Origin of the sequence: Streptomyces cinereospinus, assembly GCF_042430725.1 — a bacterium.
Taxonomy (GTDB): domain Bacteria; phylum Actinomycetota; class Actinomycetes; order Streptomycetales; family Streptomycetaceae; genus Streptomyces; species Streptomyces cinereospinus.
Genome location: NZ_JBHMCY010000006.1, coordinates 76,696 through 94,934 on the forward strand (window position 1 = coordinate 76,696; position 18,239 = coordinate 94,934).

An 18,239-nucleotide genomic window follows, 5' to 3' on the forward strand; every position below is an offset into this window, starting at 1 on the left:
ACTTCCGCGTAGCCGTTGACGCCGCCCGGCGTTGAACCCGGTGGACCGGGAGCCGCCCGACTCCCGACCTGCTCGCCCAAGGAGGAATTCCGTGGTGGAGGCCGGGATGGAGACCGACCGGAGCATCGCTTCCCCAACGCCGCTGTCCGTGTGCGACCTCGTGACGGTGCCCACCCGGCAGGGGCTGGAGGCGGTGGACATCCTGCGGCGCGGCGAGGTCGAGGCGGTGGGGCCGGTCCTGCACGACGACGACTGCGACACCCTCTGCTTCGTGGTGCCGCCCGGCACGGCGGCCGCCTGGGACATGCCGGGCAGCACGTGCACGAAGACCGACGGACGCGGACTGCGCCTCGCCCCCGAACCGCCGGCCGGCGCACCCGAGGGGCTGCCCGGCTCGGCATGGCTGCTGCCGCCCGGCGAGGCGGAACCGGCGACCGATCCGGCGGTGCTGCGCCGCGCGCTGGGCGAGGCGGCCCGCACGATCGAGGCGGCGGACAGCTGCCGCTGAGGCGGCACGGCGGCCCTCGGACGGCGCGCCCGCGGCCCGTGCCGGTCGGCGTGCGGCCCGTGTCCGTCGGCTCGCGCGCGCTGCGTCGGTCGGCCCGCGCCCCACGTTCGTCGGCCCGTGCCCCGTGCCGGTGGGCCTGCACCCGGCATTCGTCGGCCCGCCCCGGCCCGCCTCCCGCGTTGGTCGGCCCGCCTCCCGCGTTGGTCGGCCCGCCTCCCGCGTTGGTCGGCCCGCCTCCCGCCCCCGTCGGCCCGCGTCCGCCCGCACCCCGCCGCAGCCAGGGCCGGGGCCGGTCGAGCCCCGTCCGCCGTACCCGCCGATAATGGCCGCGTGGGAAGGTCCAGGAAGCCGCGGCGGGCGCAGGCCGCTCTCGAAGCCGTCGTGGAGAGCGTCGACGGCGGTCTCGCCGAGCTGATCCCGGACCGGGACCGGACGCGGGCCTGGACCCTGCTGATCGACGGGGCCCCGCAGTCGCACGTCGACCTGGACGACCCGGCGTACCTGTCCTTCGAGTACCAGCGGCGCCTCGGTCATGTGATCGACCTCGCCGCCCCGCCCGGCCGGCCCCTGCAGGCCGTGCACCTCGGCGGCGGCGCCCTCACCCTCGCCCGGTACGTCGCCGCCACCCGCCCCCGCTCCACCCAGCAGGTCGTCGAACGCGACGCGCCCCTCGTCCACCTCGTCCGCCGGGAGCTGCCGTTGCCGCCGGGCGCGCGCATCCGGGTGCGGTCGGCGGACGCCCGCGAGGGGCTGGGCAAGGTGCCGGACGGCTGGGCCGACCTGGTCGTCGCCGACGTGTTCAGCGGGGCCCGTACGCCCGCCCACCTCACCTCGACCGAGTTCCTCGACGAGGTCCGCAGGGCGCTGCGGCCCGGTGGGGTGTACGCCGCCAACCTCGCCGACGGGCCGCCGCTCACCCACCTGCGCGGCCAGATCGCCACCGCCGCCGCCCGTTTCGCGGAGCTCGCCCTGGTCGCCGACCCGGCGGTGCTGCGCGGGAAACGGTTCGGCAACGCGGTCCTCGTCGCCTGCGACCACCCGCTGCCGGTCGCGGAACTGACCCGCCGCGCCGCCTCCGACCCCCACCCCGGCCGCGTCGAACACGGCCGGCGGCTCGGCGACTTCACCGGAGGCGCCGTCGCGGTCACGGACACCGCGGCGGTCGCCTCACCGGCGCCGCCCCCGTCGGTCTTCCGCTGACCGCGTCACGGGACACGCCTCCCGCGCCCCCACCCCTCGCCCCGCGTCCGCGGTACGCACCGGTCTCCACCCGCGGCGGCCCGTCGTGCCAGGTGCACAGCACCGACACCCGCTCGGCGCCCGCGGTGAACTCCACCCGGATCCAGCCGCCGGGCGCGGAGACACGGCCATGAAGTGGGCGCCGGTGAAGGTCGCGCCGGCGGTCACCGCCATGGTGCTGACCGCCTTCGCGGTGCCGCTCGGTCCGGCCGACCAGGTCGTCCGGCTCCTCGTGCCCGGGGCGCGGCACCCCCACCCCACCGGTGCCGCGCCCCGGCCTCCCCGGCCGCGGCCAGGGGGTGTTCCGGAAGTCCCGCACAGCACCCGCGGCGCCCGGCACGCCCTCTCGCCGCACCGGCCGAAGGCCCAAGTACGTCCCGTACGAGGGCTTCCGTCCGGCACACCGAGAGCACGCACCGGACACCGCGGGCACCGCACAGGACTTTCGAACCCCCTAGACGCCCTCGACCGGCGGCAGCGTCCCCGACCGCGCGGCCTCCCCGTACCACCGGGCGCTCGACTTCGGGGTCCGCTCCAGGGTCGCGTAGTCGACGTACACCGCGCCGAAACGCTTGCCGTAGCCGTACGCCCACTCGAAGTTGTCCATCAGGGACCACAGGTAGTAGCCCCGCACGTCGGCGCCGTCCGCGATGGCCCGGCGGACCGCCGACAGGTGGCCGTGCAGGTAGGCGATGCGCTCGGGGTCGTGGACGCGGCCGTCCGGGTCGGGCTTGTCGTCGTAGGCCGCGCCGTTCTCGGTGATGTACAGCGGCAGGCCCGGCGCCTCCCGGGTGTACCGCATGATCAGCTCGTGCAGGCCGGACGGGTCGATGGTCCAGCCCATCGCCGTGCGGTCACCCGGCGTCTGGTGGAACGCCACGTCGTCCGCGCCCGGCCAGGGGGAGTGCTCGCTGGCGCCGTGACCGTCCGCGCGCGGGACCTTCGCCTCGGCCCGCGCCGCCGAGACCAGCGCCGGGGTGTAGTAGTTCAGGCCCAGCGCGTCCAGCGGCTGGTGGATCGTGTTCAGGTCGCCGTCCCGGACGCAGGACCAGTCGGTCACCGCTTCCGTCGCGGACAGCAGCGTCTGCGGGTAGGCGCCGTGCAGCATCGGGCCGTGGAAGACCCCGTTGGCCAGGTCGTCGATCCTGCGGACCGCGGCCAGGTCGGCCGGGTCCTGCGTCAGGGGGCGCACCACCGACGAGTTGAGGGAGACCGCCACCGCGTTGCGGGCCGGCATCACCGACCGCAGCGCCGACGCGCCCAGCCCGTGCGCCAGGTTCAGGTGGTGGGCCGCCCGCAGCGAGGCCGCCGGTTCCGTACGGCCGGGGGCGTGCACGCCGGAGGCGTACCCCAGGAAGGCGCTGCACCACGGCTCGTTGAGGGTGATCCACTGCTCCACCCGGTCGCCGAGCGCCTCACCGACGAGCCGCGCGTACTCCGCGAACCGGAACGCCGTGTCCCGCTCCGGCCAGCCGCCGGCGTCCTCCAGCTCCTGCGGCAGGTCCCAGTGGTAGAGCGTGACCGCCGGCTTGATGCCGGAGGCCAGCAGCTCGTCGACCAGCCGCCGGTAGAAGTCGAGACCGACCTGGACGGCGGGGCCGCGGCCGGTGGGCTGCACCCGGGACCAGGAGACCGAGAAGCGGTACGTGCTCAGGCCCAGCTCGGCCATCATCGCGACGTCCTCGCGGAAGCGGTGGTAGTGGTCGACAGCGATGTCGCCGGTCTCGCCGCCGGCCGTCCTGCCCGGCGTGTGGCTGAAGGTGTCCCAGATGGACGGGGTACGGCCGTCCTCGCGGACCGCTCCCTCGATCTGGTAGGCGGAGGTGGCCGCGCCCCAGAGGAAGGCGGGAGGGAAGGACACCGGCGATTCGGGTTCAGGCATGGAAGCGCTCCCATTGGAGGTCGTCACGACCGACGAAGAGGTGGGAAGGGAAACGGGGCCGAGGCACGTGGCCCGGCCCCGGGGTGTCAGCCCTTGACCGCGCCCTGCATGATGCCGCCGACGATCTGCTTGCCGAAGACGGCGAAGACCAACAGCAGCGGCAGCGTGCCGAGCAGCGCGCCGGCCATGATCAGGGACTGGTCGGGGGTGTAGCCGCGGCCCAGACCCGCGACCGCCACCTGGACGGTCGGGTTGCCGGTCTGGGTGAGCACCAGGAACGGCCACAGGAAGTCGTTCCAGGTCTGGACGAACATCAGCATGCCGAGCACGGCCATCGCGGGCCGGGCCGCCGGGAACACGATGTGCCACACCACGCGCCAGCTGCTCGCGCCGTCCATCCGCGCGGCCTCGATCAGTTCGTCGGGCAGCGCCTGCGACAGGTACTGGCGCATGAAGAACACGCCGAACGCGCTCACGACCGACGGCAGGATCACCGCCTGGAGCTGGTCGGTCCAGTCCAGCTCGGCGACCATCATGTACAGCGGGATCACGCTGAGCTGCGGCGGCACCATCATCGTGCCGATGACGATGAGCATCAGCGCGTTACGGCCCCGGAACCGCAGCTTGGCGAAGGCGAACCCGGCGATCGTCGACAGCACCACGATGGTGACCGCCGAGATCCCGGCCACGATGGTGGTGTTGAGGAAGGCCTCGCCCAGGTTGGCGTCCTTCCAGGCGATCTCCAGGTTGTCCATCAGGTTCGAGCCGAACCAGAACGGCGGCGGTGTCTCGGCCAGCCGCTGGTTGTCCCGGGACGCCGCGATCGCCGTCCACACCAGCGGGAACAGCGAGCCGATGGTGAACAGGACGAGGATCGCGTACGCGACCGGCCCGGCGTGCAGGGTCCCGCCGGCGCGGGCGGCCCTGGAGCGGCGGACCCGTCCCTTGGGGGCCTTGGCCTCCCGGTCAACCGGAGTCAGTGTCGTCGTCACGGCCGGTCTCCTTGACTACTGGCGCGCAGCCGGCGCGAGATGACGTAGTTGACGATCCCGATCACGATGAGGATCAGGAACATCGTCCAGGCGATGGCGGAGGCGCGGCCCAGGTGCTGGTTGACCCAGCCCTGCTCGTACAGGTACAGGCCGAGCGTCTGGAACTGGTGCTGGGAGCCGCCCGAGGCGCCCTTGTTCGCGTCGAACAGCAGCGGCTCACCGAACACCTGAGAGGCGCCGATGGTCGACACGACGACGGTGAACAGGATGGTCGGGCGCAGCGACGGCAGCGTCACGTGGAGGAACTGCTGCCAGCGGCTGGCCCCGTCCAGGGCCGCCGACTCGTACAGGTCCTGCGGGATCGCCTGCATCGCCGCCAGGTAGATCAGCGCGTTGTAGCCGGTCCAGCGCCAGATGACGATCGTCGAGACGGCGATCTGCGAGGGCCACCTGTCGTTCTGCCAGTCGATCTGGTCGACGCCGAAGGCCCCCAGCGCCCAGTTGATCATGCCGTAGTCGCGGCCGAAGAGCAGCACGAACACCAGCGACGCGGCGGCGATGGAGGTGGCGTACGGCGCGAGCATCACGACCCGGTAGAAGGTCGAGGCGCGCAGCTTGTAGTTGAGGATGTGCGCCAGGCCCAGCGCCATCAGCAGCTGCGGGACGGTGGAGATGACCCCGATCATCAGGGTGTTGCGGGCCGCGTTCCAGAAGAAGTCGTCGTCGAAGATCCGGGTGTAGTTGCGCAGGCCCACCCAGGTCATGTCGGTGGGCGCGGTCAGCTCCACCTGGTGCAGCGAGGCCCAGCCCGTGTAGACCAGCGGGAACAGGCCGAAGGCGAGGAAGAGCAGGAAGAACGGCGAGACGAAGGCGTACGGGCTGTAGCGCATGTCCCGCTGCCAGCGCCGCGACAGCCGGGCCCGGCGCCGCCGCTCCTTCTCGGTGACCGGCGCGCCGCCCGACGGGCGGGCCGGGGCCGCGCCCCCCTCCTTGGCGGGGGACGCGGCGGCGGTGTGGTGCCCAGTGGTCATACGGGTCACTGGTCCAGGTTGTTGTCGATGGTCTTGACGGCCGTGTCCCAGGCCTCCTTGGCGGACTTGCCCTGGGCGACCAGGATCACACCGTTGTCGGTCAGGCCCTGCTGGATGATCTGGTCCTTGGGGCCGATCACCTGGACCGGGGCGGCCTTGGCGGCCTCGGCGAAGATCTGGCCGATGGGCGCGTCACCGGTCATCTCGTTGGTGGCGTCCTTGACCTCGGGCATCTCGTACGCGGGCGGCGTGCTCGGGAAGTTGCCCTGCACCTCGAACAGCTTGGCCTGCTGCTCGGGCGCGGTCAGCCAGGCGGCGAGCTTCGCCGCCTCCTCGGCGTTCTCGCCGGACTTGGGCACGGCCAGGAAGGAGCCGCCCCAGTTGCCGGACTTGGGCGCCGCGGCCACGTCCCACTTGCCGGCCGCGTCCGGCGTCGACTTGCCCTTGATGTAGCCGAGCATCCACGGCGGGCAGGAGATCGCCGCGAACTTGCTGTTGGCGATGGTGGTGTCCCAGGCGGGCTGGAACTGGGTCTGGTTGCCGACCAGCCCGTCCTCGGCGGCCGCCGCGGTCAGGTCGAACGCGGTCTTCACGGCCGGGTTGGTCTTGTAGACGACCTCGCCGGAGGAGTCGTAGAACCGCTCGGTCTCGCTGCTCAGGATGGCCTGGATCAGACCGCCGGGGGAGTCCATGAAGGTGGTGCCGGAGGGCGCGTTCCTCTGGTAGTCGCGGCCGGTGTCGACGAACTTCTGCCAGTCGCCCGCCCACAGCTCGCCCACTTCCTCGCGGTCGGTGGGCAGTCCGGCCTGCTCGAACAGGTCCTTGCGGTAGCAGACGGCCATCGGGCCGACGTCGGTGCCGAGACCGATCGTCTGGCCGTCGGGGGTGGCGGCCTGCTTCCACTTCCACTCGAGGTAGTCGCTCTGCTTGCCGTACTGCGACAGGTCGAGCAGCTTGGCACCCTGGGTCTGCGCCACCTCGGCGATGTTGCCGACCTCGACGGCCTGTATGTCCATCAGGCCGCTGTTCGTGGTGAGGTGGTTGACGAGCGCCGGGTAGTAGTTCTCGTTGCGCTCGGTGACGTTCTCCTTGATGGTGATGTCCGGGTGGAGCTTCGTGTACTCCTCGTACAGGCCGGCTTCCTTGAAGCCCATCGTCCCGAAGAGCCCCAGGGTGATCGTCGTCTTGCCCTCGCCGCCCCCGGACGAGCCGGAGCCCTCGTCGCCACCGTCGTCGGCACAGCCGGCCAGCAGCCCGGCGCCCAGCGTCGCGATGGCCGCGAGGACCACCGACTTACGTGCTCGCATTGCGTCCTCCTGTTGCCCTGACGTGCCGACCCCCCGGCCAACTGCATGGTTGGTCCCGTAAGTTGTACTCGCTGCGGCTCGGGCGGGGAACGTGCGGGTTGTGTATGTGCCAGGTACTGTGGGAGCGCTCCCACAAGTGATGTGTTGAAGAGTCGTCGGTTCCCGCGGGGGTGTCAAGGGAGCGGACGGCGGGAGATGCGTTCAGTTATCGGGCTGTTAACTGGAATCAGGTACTCCGGGTCGACCGGTGTCCGGACGGGCTCCCGGCCCGTTCGCGGTGCGGCCCAGCGATGGTCACCCCAGCACACGGGGCTGTTAGATTCCAGGCCAGCGTGATGAACGGCGGCGGAAGGCGGAGCCCATGGCAAGCCACGGAGCGCGGGGCCGGAGCGGTGGCCGGCCCACCCTGGAGGAGGTCGCCGCGCGCGCCGGCGTGGGCCGGGGCACGGTCTCCCGGGTGATCAACGGCTCGCCCCGGGTCAGCGACGCGACCCGCGCGGCGGTGGAGGCGGCGGTCGCCGAGCTCGGTTACGTCCCGAACACCGCCGCCCGCGCCCTGGCCGCGAACCGCACGGACGCGATCGCCCTCGTCGTCCCCGAGCCGGAGACCCGGTTCTTCGCCGAACCGTACTTCTCGGACATGCTCCGCGGGGTCGGCGCCGAGCTGTCCGACACCGAGATGCAGCTGCTGCTGATCTTCGCGGGCAGCGACCGGGAGCGCCGCCGCCTCGCCCAGTACCTGGCGGCGCACCGGGTGGACGGCGTGCTGCTGGTCTCGGTGCACGCGGACGACCCGCTGCCGGACCTGCTGGCCCAGCTGGAGATCCCGGCGGTGATCAGCGGCCCGAGATCGGCGGAGGAGACCCTGGCCTCGGTGGACTCGGACAATTATGGCGGCGCCCGTTCCGCTGTCGAACACCTGATCGCCCGAGGGTGTCGCCGCATAGCGCACATCACCGGCCGCCTCGACGTCTACGGTGCCCAGCGGCGCATCGACGGCTACCGCGACGCGCTGCGCGACGCGGGGCACGGGGCGGACGAGCGGCTGATCGAGGCCGGGGACTTCACCGAGGAGGGCGGCCGGCGCGCGATGACCGCGCTGCTCGCCCGCTGTCCCGACCTGGACGCGGTCTTCGCGGCCTCCGACGTGACCGCGGCGGGCGCCCGCCAGGGCCTGCGCGAGGCGGGCCGCCGGATCCCCGAGGACGTGGCCCTGGTCGGCTACGACGACTCGGCCATCGCCCGCCACATGGACCCGCCGCTCACCAGCGTCCGGCAGCCGATCGAGGAGATGGGCCGGCGGATGACCGACCTGCTCCTCGCCGAGATCGCCGACCGGCGCCCGGCGGTGTCCCGGGGGCTGGAGCGGCGGCGGGTGGTGCTGGCGACGAAGCTGGTGGAGCGGGCGTCCTCGTAGGCGCGGGCCGTGCCGGGCGGGGCGGGGCGCCCCCGGGGCCCCGGTTGCGCCGGGTGAGTCAGGGGGCGTCGCGCGGACGGCCCGGTCGGGCGGCGGGCCCCCCGGGGCGTGCATAGGATCCGCGGCGTGGCACACACCTTCGAGGAACTTCTGGCGAAACAGCGGGCCGCGGACGAGGCGCACACACGGGTCCTGGAGCTGCGGGACGCCTACGGTCCGCCGACCCAGGAGGGCGGCTGGAACGAGCCCCAGCGCGAGACGTACGAGACCGCCTGGCGGGCCTGGCGCGACCTGGACCGCGATCTGGGCCAGACGGTGACCGAGTACGCGAAGGCGGAGCGGACGACGCGGGCGGAGGTCGAGGCGGAACTGCGCAGGACCCTGCCGGACCCGGAGGTGCAGTGGCACAGACGTGAGGGCTGACCCCTTTTCGACCACAGGTGCCGCTGCACGTTTCGGACGTGGTGGGCCGCTGGAGCGGCTCGCCGTCGACCATCCCGCCGCGGGCGCCGTCGGCGGGCCCGCCGGTGTGCAGCCGCCGCTCGACGCGCTCGCGCAGGGGCAGGTCCTGGACCGGTCGTACGACGGGACGCGCGCCGCGAACCTCGCCGCGTACCGCAACCGCCACTACGTGTACCGGTTCACCCAGGCCGGATACCGGGCGTACCGCTCGGTGGAGGACGTGCTCGGCGCCGGCCCGGAGGACGCCCAGCTCTCCCGCCGCGTCTTCTCCGACGTCCTCGGCGACCCGCGCGCCCTGGCCGAGGCCACCACCGCGGGCGACGGCGAGGAGGTGTACCGCAAGCTCGGCCGTCTCGACTCGGTGCTGAACGAGATGGCGCCGTCCGGTGCTGGAGAATCCGGTCGCGTACTACGCCGACGCCGACACCCAACTCCCGGGCCGGCCGCGAGCCCCCGCCCTCGCCGAGGACCTGGAGCGCCTGACCGGGCTGACGGTGGAGCGGCGGGCCGAGGGCGTGGCGCTCATCGACACCTCCGGCAGGCTGTCCGACATCCGTTCTCCCGGCGGCGGTACCGTCGCGCAGGCTGCGCTGCTGCCGGCCGCCCGGATCAGCGCCGCCGTCCAGCGTTCCGGACGGCACGCCCTCGAACTGCTGCCCGCGCCCACCGCCGCCGAACGCCTCGCGGCGCGCGCCCGGTCCGTCCACCACGGAGTGCCGGCCGGCATCCACCGGCGAGTCGGCGTCAGTGCCGGAGCCCCCTGGGGCTGACGGGAACGGCGGTGTCGTCTCAGGGAGCGGGCGACGCCGAGTTCCGCTGAACCGCCCCGTGGATCTTCGACGGCTCCGGTGCCCGGTCAGAACAGTTCCAGATCCTCGCCGCTGGTGTCCGCGATGACTGGCCGGGGCTGGGCGGGGAGGTCGTCCAGGCGGTCGGGACCGGCCGCGGCGGCCACGGCGGGGGCCGTCTCGGCCAGCCAGGCACGAAACCGTTCGGCGGCTTCGCGGTAGGGGACTTGCGCCAGGACACGGTGCTCACCGGAGGGGCAGAAGTCGACGGTGACGGTGAGCAGGCAGGAGCGGGGCGCGTTCTGACTGCCCGTCCAGGACACGCGCAGGACACCGCAGGGCTTGCGCCCGCGGGGGGCGCGGTGGGTCGGGCGCAGTGAGCGGCAGGCTATGTGGGCGGTCCATGCGGCGAGGTGCGGCAGGGGCAGGGTGGTGCGTGCGCGGCAGCCGGGGCAGCGGTGCCAGTGGCGGAGCCACTGGTCGGTGTCGGTGTGGAAGAGGCGTGTGTAGCGGTTGGCCACGCGGATGTCGTTGCTGTACAGGTGGTCGGGGCGTTCCTGTGTGTTGCAGGACTGGCAGACGGGGGCACGGACGTAGCCGTGTTCGTGGCAGTGGTCGAGCACGGTGGCGGGCGCGCCGCGGCAGACAGCGCACGCCCATTCGGCCACCCTGCGGGAGATACCGGGCTTCCTGCTGAGCACCGAGTACAGCCGGCCTTCCAGCTCTTTGCCGTACGGGCGCAGTGAGGCGGTGGGGCCCGCGGGGCTCGTTGTCCGCCGACCGCCGGCGTATCGGGCCCGCCCGGGGGAGGACGGCTCGGTGGCGGCCGCGCTTGCCTGGCGGGCTCGCGCGGCTCGCACCCACTGCGTTTCGGCGTGCTCGGCCGCGTCCAGCAGCCTGACCACGGCGCGCGGCAGCCACCACGTGCGCTGCGTCCCGTCGCGGTCCCGCTCCACGAGTATCTGTCGCCAGTCGATCCCCGCCAGATGGTGCGGCCGACCGACGTCGCGTCGCGCTGCCCGCTCGGGGCCGCCCGACTCCTGTGGTTCCCCCGCGATGCGTCGGCGCCAACGCAGCGGCGTTTCCTCGTCGCGCCCCTGCCTCGGCGCCCCACGAAACGGACCGATGAGGACCAGGTCCTGCGGATCCACCCCCACCGCGACCAGTTCCGAGGCAGCCCGGCGCACCTCATCCTCCGGGACACTCCACTGACCGCCGCTCACCCTCACCGTCGCCACCGCATGACTGCCGAGCAGGACGTACCCCACTTGGGCACGGGCGGGAGAGCGGGTGAATGCCCCGGAAGCCGTCGGCACGGCACTGTCGGCCGTCAGATCGACCCAGAGAGCGTCCGCGGCACCCAGGGTGATCAGGCCGTCCGTGCGGCCGGGCATGACACGCTCTGACATACCGACAGGCTAACGGCCCGCAACGAGCCAGCGGGTTCCGAGCGCCTCGGTCAGCCGGGCCGCCGCCCGCAACTCGTTGTTCCTGAGCGAGAACCGGTGGGGCCGCGTCGCCCATGGGCCTCATCAGGGCCCGTCACTCACTGGCGGATCGGTTCAGGAAACAGCAAATCATGTGACTATGTACATACGCTGAGCGAGGGGCCGTGCGGACTGACGGCTATCGCCCCTTCCCGGACGGCTCGGATCGCGGGTGGACGTGGCTGGGCCGTGGCCGTGGTGAGGCCCCGGTCAAACGGCAGACAGGCCCATGGCCCGCGTTTCCGCAGGTCATGGGCCTGTCGCATGGGGTGAGTGACGGGACTCGAACCCGCGGCATCCTGGACCACAACCAGGTGCTCTACCAGCTGAGCTACACCCACCATGACCGGCGGTTCTTCTGTCGCTTCCCCGACCGGCCGAGAAAAAGTGTACAGGGTCCGAAGGGGTGCTCGCGCCCGGCTTTCCCCGGGGCCCCGAAGCGGGCCCCGGTGGCCGGTCAGCGCGCGGGCAGGACGTGCTTGGCGGCGATCGCCCTGGCGGTGTCCGAGTCCGGGCCGGGCTGCGGCACGAAGATGGCCTCGCGGTAGTAGCGCAGTTCCGCGATGGACTCGCGGATGTCGGCCAGGGCCCGGTGGTTGCCGTTCTTCTCGGGGCTGTTGAAGTAGGCGCGCGGGTACCAGCGGCGGGCCAGCTCCTTGACGCTGGACACGTCGACGATGCGGTAGTGGAGGTAGTCCTCCAGCGTGGGCATGTCGCGCAGCAGGAAGCCGCGGTCGGTGCCGACCGAGTTGCCGCACAGCGGGGCCTTGCCCGGTTCCTTGATGTGCTCACGCACGTAGGTGAGGACCTGGTCCTCGGCGTCCGCGAGGGTCGTGCCGTTCGGGAGCTCCGCGAGCAGGCCGGAGGCGGTGTGCATCTGACGGACCACGTCCGGCATCGTCTCCAGGGCCCGGTCCGGCGGGCGGATGACGATGTCCACCCCCTCGCCGAGCACGTTCAGCTCGGAGTCGGTGACGAGGGCGGCCACCTCGATGAGCGCGTCGTCGGACAGCGAGAGGCCGGTCATCTCGCAGTCGATCCACACCATGCGATCGTTCATGCGTCCACCCTACGGCCGGCCTGCCCATGTGAGGTGTGCCGTGCAGGCGCGGAGACGGCGGCGGGGTCCTCAGGGGCCGTCTGCTCCCCTGTGGACCCCGTCACCCTGTCACGGCTGCCTCACGACCCGCTGCGCTGCCCCGGCAGACTCGCCCTGACGTACGCCTCCCGCGCGTGGTCGCCCGGCAGTGCCGAGGAGCCGACCGCGCTCGCCGCCGCCGTGCGGCGGGCGTGCAGCGGCAGCGGGCCGTCCGGGTGCAGTGCGGCGGACGGCGGGCCCGCCTGCGGCGGTGGGCCGGTCATCGGCGCGGGCGGGCCCGCGCCGTCGCCGTCGGACGGGCGTTCGGACTGCGGCCGGCGCGCCCGGTACGCCGCCCGGTACGCGGCCGGGGACGAGCCCAACTGGCGGCGGAAGTGGCCGCGCAGCGCGACCGGCGAGCGGAACCCGCAGCGGCCCGCCACCTCGTCCACCGAGTAGTCCGACGTCTCCAGCAGCCGCTGCGCCTGGAGCACCCGCTGGGTGATCAGCCACTGCAGCGGGGCGCTGCCCGTCAGCGAGCGGAAGCGGCGGTCGAACGTCCGGCGGCTCATGTACGCCCGCGCCGCCAGCGTCTCCACGTCGAACTGCTCGTGGAGGTGCTCCAGCGCCCAGGCGACGACCTCGGCCAGCGGGTCGGCGCCGATCTCCTCCGGTAAAGACCGATCGAGGTAGCGCTCCTGACCGCCGCTGCGGCGCGGTGGGACGACCAGCCGGCGGGCCAGCGCGCCGGCCGCCTCGTTGCCGTGGTCCGTCCGCACGATGTGCAGACAGAGATCGATTCCGGCCGCGGTGCCCGCCGACGTGAGCACGTCCCCGTCGTCGACGAACAGCTCCCGCGGGTCCACGTGGACCGACGGGTAGCGCTTCGCCAGCGTCGGCGCGTACATCCAGTGCGTGGTGGCCGGCCGCCCGTCCAGCAGGCCCGCGGCGGCGAGGACGAACGCCCCCGTGCACAGGCCCACGATCCGGGCGCCCTCCTCGTGCGCCCGGCGCAGCGCGTCGAGCGCGTCCTCCGGCGGCGGCGAGGTGATCGACCGCCAGGCCGGCACGACCACCGTGCCCGCGCGGGAGATCGCTTCCAGGCCATGCGGCGCGGTCAGTTCCAGACCCCCTGTGGTCCGCAGCGGGCCTTCCTCGCCCGCGCAGACCAGCAGTCGGTAGCGCGGTACGCCGGCGTCCTGGCGGTCAATCCCGAACACCGACAACGGTATGGAACTCTCGAAGATGGGGCCGCCGCTGAACAGCAGCACCGCGACGATCTCCTTGCGGCGGCGCCCGGACAGTTTCCGGGCCGCGGCGTCCAGCGCGGCAGTGGAGTCGTGGCTCATACTGCTAAGCCCCCCTCGGTGGTCGCGGCTCCTCGGTTGTGTCGCTCCTGCACGTTTCCCCTCGGTCCTGCACGAGTCCCCCGCCGTAGACAGTCAAGATCGAATTTACTGTGTCCCGCCGTGCCGGCATGGCCGGTTCATCACCCGGCGCATTGTCGACTTGGCAACTTGGCGTGAAGCATTCGATCACGAAGCGTTGCACTAGCGGACCGCGCAGGGAAGTGCGCCTTGTGGCAGTGGCCAATCCACGTAGGGTCTGTGAACCCTACGAGACTCTTTCCGTGCAGGTCGAACGGGGGTTGGGGGGTGCTCGGGGGGCCCGATGCACACACGTCAGAAGTTGGCTGAAAAGATACGGGCGCGTGCGCGGAAACCGGTCAACCGACCGGTGTATGTCCGCCTGGCCGCCGCCCGCCCCGGTGGGCCCCCGAACCGCTCCGCTGGTGCCGGCCCCGGTGCGGTGCGCCCTCCGCGGTTCGCAGCCGGGCCGCGCCGCGCTCGGAGCCGCGCAGCAGCGCCCGGCAGGCGGCCGTGACGGCGGCGAGACCCAGGGCGGTACCGCCCGCCCCCGCGAGGGAGCCCCCGCACCAGACGAGGATCACCGGGACGAGGGCGCAGCTGAAGACGGCCCACCGGACCACGTCGGTCACCGCGTCCGGGCCGGACGCGGTCCCGGGGCGCGTCTCGGCGGCCGGGCGGGGTGCGGGCATGCGTACTCCTGTGGCGGTGGTCACGGGGTTCAACGTCAATGAGACGGGTCGGTCACTGCCGGACCGGGGCCGGCGCCGGCGGCGCAAGTGAATGCCGTGCAAACCGCCTGTACGAGGCAGCAACCATTGCGTTACGGGCGCCCCCTCGTGCATGCTCCCTGGAACCCGCCGCGGACGTGAGCGGGACCTGCGCTAAGGAGGCGTGCCGCCGTACCCTTGGGGGTATGGGGTTGGGAAGATGATTCCCGGACACAGCTCCGCCGCACATTGTCGTCCCACCTGATCAAGGATCACAACGCCGAGACAGCCATGGCCGGTCACGAATTCTTCGAACCCGCGGACCGCAAGCGGCCGGTCGCCGACCCCACGGCGGCCGATCCCCTGGCGGCGGAAGAGGCGCGCCACGCGTGCGACCCCGCCTTCAAGCACGGCGTCGTCGTCGGCTTCGACGGCTCGACCTCCAGTGAGCGTGCCCTCGCGTACGCGATCGGCATGGCCCGGCGCTCCCACTCGGGCCTGATCATCGTCCATGTGGCCAACCGGCTGCCCACCACCGTGTGGGCGGGCTGCGAGCCCCCCGTCTTCGTCGACGTGCCGGACCACCGGACCGAGGCACTCGGTCTGGAGCTCGCCTGCGCCGACTACCTCACCGAGGTGCCCTGGATCCTGGTCGAGCGCGGCGGTGACATCTGCCACGAACTCGAGGAGGTCGGGCGCGAGTACGCGGCGGACGCCATCGTCGTCGGCTCCACGCACGGCATCGTGGGCCGTCTTTTCGGCTCGGTCGCGGGGCGGCTGGCCAAGCGGGCCAAGCGCCCCGTCGTCGTCATCCCGTAACCCGCCCTCGGCCCGGGTGACATGCACCGCGGGCAGGGCCGGCTCCCCTTGCGCGCCGGCCGGATCCAGTGCCGCGCGGATGTGTTCGTGCTCTGGTGAAGGGCTGTATCGGTCACCGCGCCACCGCACCTGGTCGACGGGGGTGACGGCGGCGGACGCCGTGACACCGGCTCACGGGGTGGGCGGCGCCGCCCTGTTCGCCGCCGGACCGCCCGCGTTCCGGGAGGGCGACGCCGGGACCGGCACCGCGCCGGCGCCGGCCGGGGGAGAGGGCGGGTCCCCGGCGTACGGGACGGACCCCCCGTGTCCGGTGGTGACCCGGGGGGTCCGTCCTGTTGTCGTCCGCGCTGCTCGCGAGCGGGGTGCTACTCGACCGTCACCGACTTGGCGAGGTTCCGCGGCTTGTCGATGTCCCGGCCGAGGGCCAGCGCCGTGTGGTAGGCGAGGAGCTGGAGCGGGATGCCCATCAGGATCGGGTCCAGCTCGTCCTCGTTCTTCGGGACCACGATCGTACGGTCGGCCTTCTCCTGCTCCTGGTGCGCCACCGCCAGGATCCGGCCGCTGCGGGCCTTGATCTCCTCCAGCGCGGCGCGGTTCTTCTCCAGCAGGTCGTCGTCGGGGACGATCGCGACCGTCGGCAGGGCGGGCTCGATCAGGGCGAGCGGGCCGTGCTTCAGCTCGGAGGCGGGGTAGGCCTCGGCGTGGATGTACGAGACCTCCTTGAGCTTGAGGGAGGCCTCACGGGCGACCGGGTAGCCGCGGACGCGGCCGATGAAGAGCATCGAGCGGGCCTCGGCGTACTCCTTGGCCAGCTCCTCGATCTCCTCCTCCTGCTTCATCATCTCGGCGATCTGCGTGGGCAGCTTGCGCAGGCCCGCGATGATCCGCTTGCCGTCCCGGACCGAGAGGTCGCGGGTGCGGCCGAGGTGCAGGGCGAGCAGGGCGAAGGCGACGCAGGTGTTGGTGAAGCACTTGGTGGAGACCACGCAGACCTCGGGGCCGGCGTGCACGTAGATGCCGCCGTCGGCCTCGCGGGCGATCGCCGAGCCGACGACGTTCACGATGCCCAGCACCCGGGCGCCCTTGCGCTTGAGCTCCTGCACGGCCGCCAGCACGTCGTAGGTCTCACCGGACTGCGAGACGGCGATGTAGAGCGTGTCGGGGTCGACGACCGCGTCGCGGTAGCGGAACTCGGAGGCCGGCTCGGCGTCGGCGGGGATCCGGGCCAGCTCCTCGATCATCTGGGCGCCGATCATGCCCGCGTGGTACGAGGTGCCGCAGCCGAGGATCTTCACGCGGCGGATCCGGCGCGCCTCGCGGGCGTCCAGGTTCAGGCCGCCGAGGTGCACGGTGGAGAAGCGGTCGTCGATCCGGCCGCGCAGCACGCGGTCCACGGCCTCGGCCTGCTCGTGGATCTCCTTGTGCATGTAGGTGTCGTGGCCGCCCATGTCGTACGAGGCCGCCTCCCACTCCACGGTGGTCGGCTCGGCGGTCGTCCGGGTGCCCTCGGTGGTGTAGGTGCGGAAGTCGTCGGCCTTGAGGGTGGCCATCTCGCCGTCGTCGAGGGTCACTATCTGCCGGGTGTGGGTGACCAGCGCGGCGATGTCGGAGGCGACGAACATCTCCTTCTCGCCGATGCCGAGGACGACCGGGGAGCCGTTGCGGGCGACCACGATCCGGTCGGGGAAGTCGGCGTGCAGCACCGCGATGCCGTACGTGCCCTCGATCAGGCGCAGCGTCTCGCGGACCCGGTCCTCCAGCTTCTCGGCCTGGGAGCGGGCGATCAGGTGGACGAGGACCTCGGTGTCGGTCTCGGAGACGAACTCGACGCCGTCCGCCTCCAGTTTGCGGCGCAGGTCGGAGGCGTTGTCGATGATGCCGTTGTGGACGACGGCGACCTTGCCCTCGGGGTCGAGGTGGGGGTGGGCGTTGACGTCGGAGGGGGCGCCGTGGGTGGCCCAGCGGGTGTGGGCGATGCCGGTGGTGCCCTTGAAGCGCGCCGGGACCTTGGCCTCCAGGTCGCGGACCCGGCCCTTGGCCTTGACCATCTTCAGGCCGGACGCCTTGGGGGAGGTGACGACGATGCCGGCCGAGTCGTAGCCGCGGTACTCCAGCCGCTGGAGGCCCTCCAGGAGCAGGGGGGCGACATCACGCTTCCCGATGTATCCGACGATTCCGCACATAGAGATGTATTCCTCAGCCGTAGACGATGCGGCGCAGCTGCCTGAGCGTGAGCTCGGGAGGTGCCACCGCCCGGTATGTCAGGTCCGCCGCGATCTGTTCGAAGATCGTCGCGTTGACCAGGCCCTGGGCCTGGAGCTCGCGGTGGCGGCGACGGACGAACTCCTCGGTCGTCTCGTCGAAGTAGGCGAGCACGTCCTGGATCACCCGCAGTGCCTCGCCCCGGTTGAGGGGCGTGGACCGCGTCAGATGATCAACGAGTTCGTCGTGCACCCGATGATCCTGGAGTACCGACGCCGCTTTCGCAACAATCTTGCCCGATTTCGGGCAAGGGCGCGCGAGTGGGCTGTGCGGGAGTCAGGGGACGCTCATGGACGACGTCGTCTCCCGCGGCCGGCCGGCCGGCCCGGTGCGGGCGTGGGATCGCATCCGTCTCAGGACCGCCCGCTCGGCCGGGGTGAACTCCTCGCCGGTGGGCACGCCGGTGCGGTGCGGTCCGCCGGGCTCGCGCAGGCGCCGCAGCAGTGCGTCGTGGTCGTCCTCCAAGGCGGGCGCGGCGGGCTCCGGCTCCCGAGCGGGGGTGTCCGGGGCGGCGGCCGGGGCCGGGGCCGGGGCGGCCGGGTGCGGCAGGAGGGCCTGCACGGTGGCGGCGACCGGAGCCATCAGCGGGTCCTTCCCGCCCCCCGGTTCGACCGCGTCGGGGTCGTACTCGGGCGGGGTGTCGCGCACGGTGAAGCGCAGGGATCCGTTCTCCCGGCCGGCCGCCGGACGCCGGACGCCACTCCACGGCCGCGATGCCGGTGACGGCCGGCGTGCGGTGCCGGCGGCGGCCTTGGCGTCCTCCGTCTTCCCGTCGCTGGGGTGGTCGCCGGCGGCCACGCACGACGGGGACCGCTACCGGGAGCGGCTCGCCGCGCAGGGCCCCCGGCGGGAGGCGCCGGGGATCGACTGCCACCGGTCGCCGCAGGTGC

17 protein-coding genes, 1 tRNA gene and 1 pseudogene are annotated in these 18,239 nt (G+C 72.6%); 7 read left to right on the forward strand and 12 right to left on the reverse strand.

Annotated features, from left to right (window positions below; translation table 11 throughout):
- Positions 1 to 91: 91 nt before the first annotated feature.
- A complete protein-coding gene (locus ACFF45_RS04785) occupies positions 92 to 508 on the forward strand; it encodes a hypothetical protein (protein WP_381342275.1) in 417 nt (138 codons plus the stop codon).
- A 330-nt stretch (positions 509 to 838) separates the two neighbouring features.
- Positions 839 to 1,708, forward strand: coding sequence for a spermidine synthase (locus ACFF45_RS04790; RefSeq protein ID WP_381342277.1), 870 nt, complete (start codon positions 839 to 841; stop codon positions 1,706 to 1,708).
- A gap of 493 nt (positions 1,709 to 2,201) precedes the next feature.
- Here the strand turns inward: ACFF45_RS04790 and ACFF45_RS04795 are convergent, their stop codons facing one another.
- The 4 genes from ACFF45_RS04795 to ACFF45_RS04810 form a co-directional block, all read right to left on the reverse strand.
- Positions 2,202 to 3,629, reverse strand: coding sequence for a GH1 family beta-glucosidase (locus ACFF45_RS04795; protein ID WP_381342279.1), 1,428 nt, complete (start codon positions 3,627 to 3,629; stop codon positions 2,202 to 2,204).
- A gap of 86 nt (positions 3,630 to 3,715) precedes the next feature.
- Positions 3,716 to 4,621 carry a carbohydrate ABC transporter permease gene (locus tag ACFF45_RS04800; RefSeq protein ID WP_381342281.1) on the reverse strand — a complete coding sequence of 302 codons (906 nt, stop codon included), beginning with the start codon at positions 4,619 to 4,621 and terminating at the stop codon, positions 3,716 to 3,718.
- Positions 4,618 to 5,652, reverse strand: coding sequence for a carbohydrate ABC transporter permease (locus ACFF45_RS04805; protein WP_381342283.1), 1,035 nt, complete (start codon positions 5,650 to 5,652; stop codon positions 4,618 to 4,620). The genes ACFF45_RS04800 and ACFF45_RS04805 overlap by 4 nt, the downstream gene beginning before the upstream one ends.
- A 5-nt stretch (positions 5,653 to 5,657) precedes the next feature.
- Positions 5,658 to 6,959: an ABC transporter substrate-binding protein gene (locus ACFF45_RS04810; RefSeq protein ID WP_381342285.1), complete on the reverse strand. Its 1,302-nt coding sequence runs from the start codon at positions 6,957 to 6,959 to the stop codon at positions 5,658 to 5,660.
- Between the two features lie 361 nt (positions 6,960 to 7,320).
- Here ACFF45_RS04810 and ACFF45_RS04815 point away from each other — a divergent pair, with 361 nt between their 5' ends.
- From ACFF45_RS04815 to ACFF45_RS04830, 4 genes and pseudogenes are all read left to right on the forward strand, one after another.
- The gene (locus ACFF45_RS04815) at positions 7,321 to 8,376 is read left to right on the forward strand and encodes a LacI family DNA-binding transcriptional regulator (RefSeq protein WP_381342288.1); all 1,056 of its coding nucleotides are present in this window, start codon (positions 7,321 to 7,323) and stop codon (positions 8,374 to 8,376) included.
- A gap of 126 nt (positions 8,377 to 8,502) precedes the next feature.
- Positions 8,503 to 8,799 carry a hypothetical protein gene (locus ACFF45_RS04820; RefSeq protein WP_381342290.1) on the forward strand — a complete coding sequence of 99 codons (297 nt, stop codon included), beginning with the start codon at positions 8,503 to 8,505 and terminating at the stop codon, positions 8,797 to 8,799.
- Positions 8,800 to 8,905: 106 nt separating this feature from the next.
- Positions 8,906 to 9,157 (forward strand): annotated as a pseudogene (locus ACFF45_RS04825) (DUF2397 family protein); the annotation flags it as partial.
- 67 nt (positions 9,158 to 9,224) lie between these two features.
- Positions 9,225 to 9,608 (forward strand): DUF2398 family protein, encoded by a 384-nt coding sequence (locus ACFF45_RS04830; RefSeq protein WP_417801357.1) that lies wholly within the window; start codon positions 9,225 to 9,227, stop codon positions 9,606 to 9,608.
- Between the two features lie 86 nt (positions 9,609 to 9,694).
- Here the strand turns inward: ACFF45_RS04830 and ACFF45_RS04835 are convergent, their stop codons facing one another.
- The 5 genes from ACFF45_RS04835 to ACFF45_RS04855 all read right to left on the reverse strand — a co-directional run bounded on the left by ACFF45_RS04835 (position 9,695) and on the right by ACFF45_RS04855 (position 14,250).
- A complete protein-coding gene (locus ACFF45_RS04835) occupies positions 9,695 to 11,035 on the reverse strand; it encodes an endonuclease domain-containing protein (RefSeq protein WP_381342292.1) in 1,341 nt (446 codons plus the stop codon).
- Positions 11,036 to 11,378: 343 nt separating this feature from the next.
- A tRNA-His gene (locus ACFF45_RS04840) sits at positions 11,379 to 11,454 on the reverse strand.
- A 116-nt stretch (positions 11,455 to 11,570) separates the two neighbouring features.
- Entirely contained in the window at positions 11,571 to 12,173 is a 603-nt protein-coding gene (orn, locus tag ACFF45_RS04845) for an oligoribonuclease (protein WP_381342294.1), read from the reverse strand.
- Positions 12,174 to 12,292: 119 nt separating this feature from the next.
- Positions 12,293 to 13,540, reverse strand: a complete 1,248-nt coding sequence (locus ACFF45_RS04850) for a helix-turn-helix domain-containing protein (protein WP_381342297.1) — start codon at positions 13,538 to 13,540, stop codon at positions 12,293 to 12,295.
- Between the two features lie 377 nt (positions 13,541 to 13,917).
- Positions 13,918 to 14,250 (reverse strand): hypothetical protein, encoded by a 333-nt coding sequence (locus ACFF45_RS04855; protein ID WP_381342300.1) that lies wholly within the window; start codon positions 14,248 to 14,250, stop codon positions 13,918 to 13,920.
- A gap of 309 nt (positions 14,251 to 14,559) precedes the next feature.
- Between ACFF45_RS04855 and ACFF45_RS04860 the strand changes: the two genes are divergently transcribed.
- Positions 14,560 to 15,087, forward strand: a complete 528-nt coding sequence (locus tag ACFF45_RS04860; protein WP_381342302.1) for a universal stress protein — start codon at positions 14,560 to 14,562, stop codon at positions 15,085 to 15,087.
- Between the two features lie 365 nt (positions 15,088 to 15,452).
- Here the strand turns inward: ACFF45_RS04860 and glmS are convergent, their stop codons facing one another.
- From glmS to ACFF45_RS04875, 3 genes are all read right to left on the reverse strand, one after another.
- Positions 15,453 to 17,270 (reverse strand): glutamine--fructose-6-phosphate transaminase (isomerizing), encoded by a 1,818-nt coding sequence (gene glmS / locus ACFF45_RS04865; RefSeq protein ID WP_381342305.1) that lies wholly within the window; start codon positions 17,268 to 17,270, stop codon positions 15,453 to 15,455.
- Positions 17,271 to 17,283: 13 nt separating this feature from the next.
- Entirely contained in the window at positions 17,284 to 17,541 is a 258-nt protein-coding gene (locus ACFF45_RS04870) for a hypothetical protein (protein ID WP_381342308.1), read from the reverse strand.
- A gap of 84 nt (positions 17,542 to 17,625) precedes the next feature.
- Positions 17,626 to 18,147, reverse strand: coding sequence for a hypothetical protein (locus ACFF45_RS04875; RefSeq protein WP_381342311.1), 522 nt, complete (start codon positions 18,145 to 18,147; stop codon positions 17,626 to 17,628).
- Positions 18,148 to 18,239 lie beyond the last annotated feature (92 nt).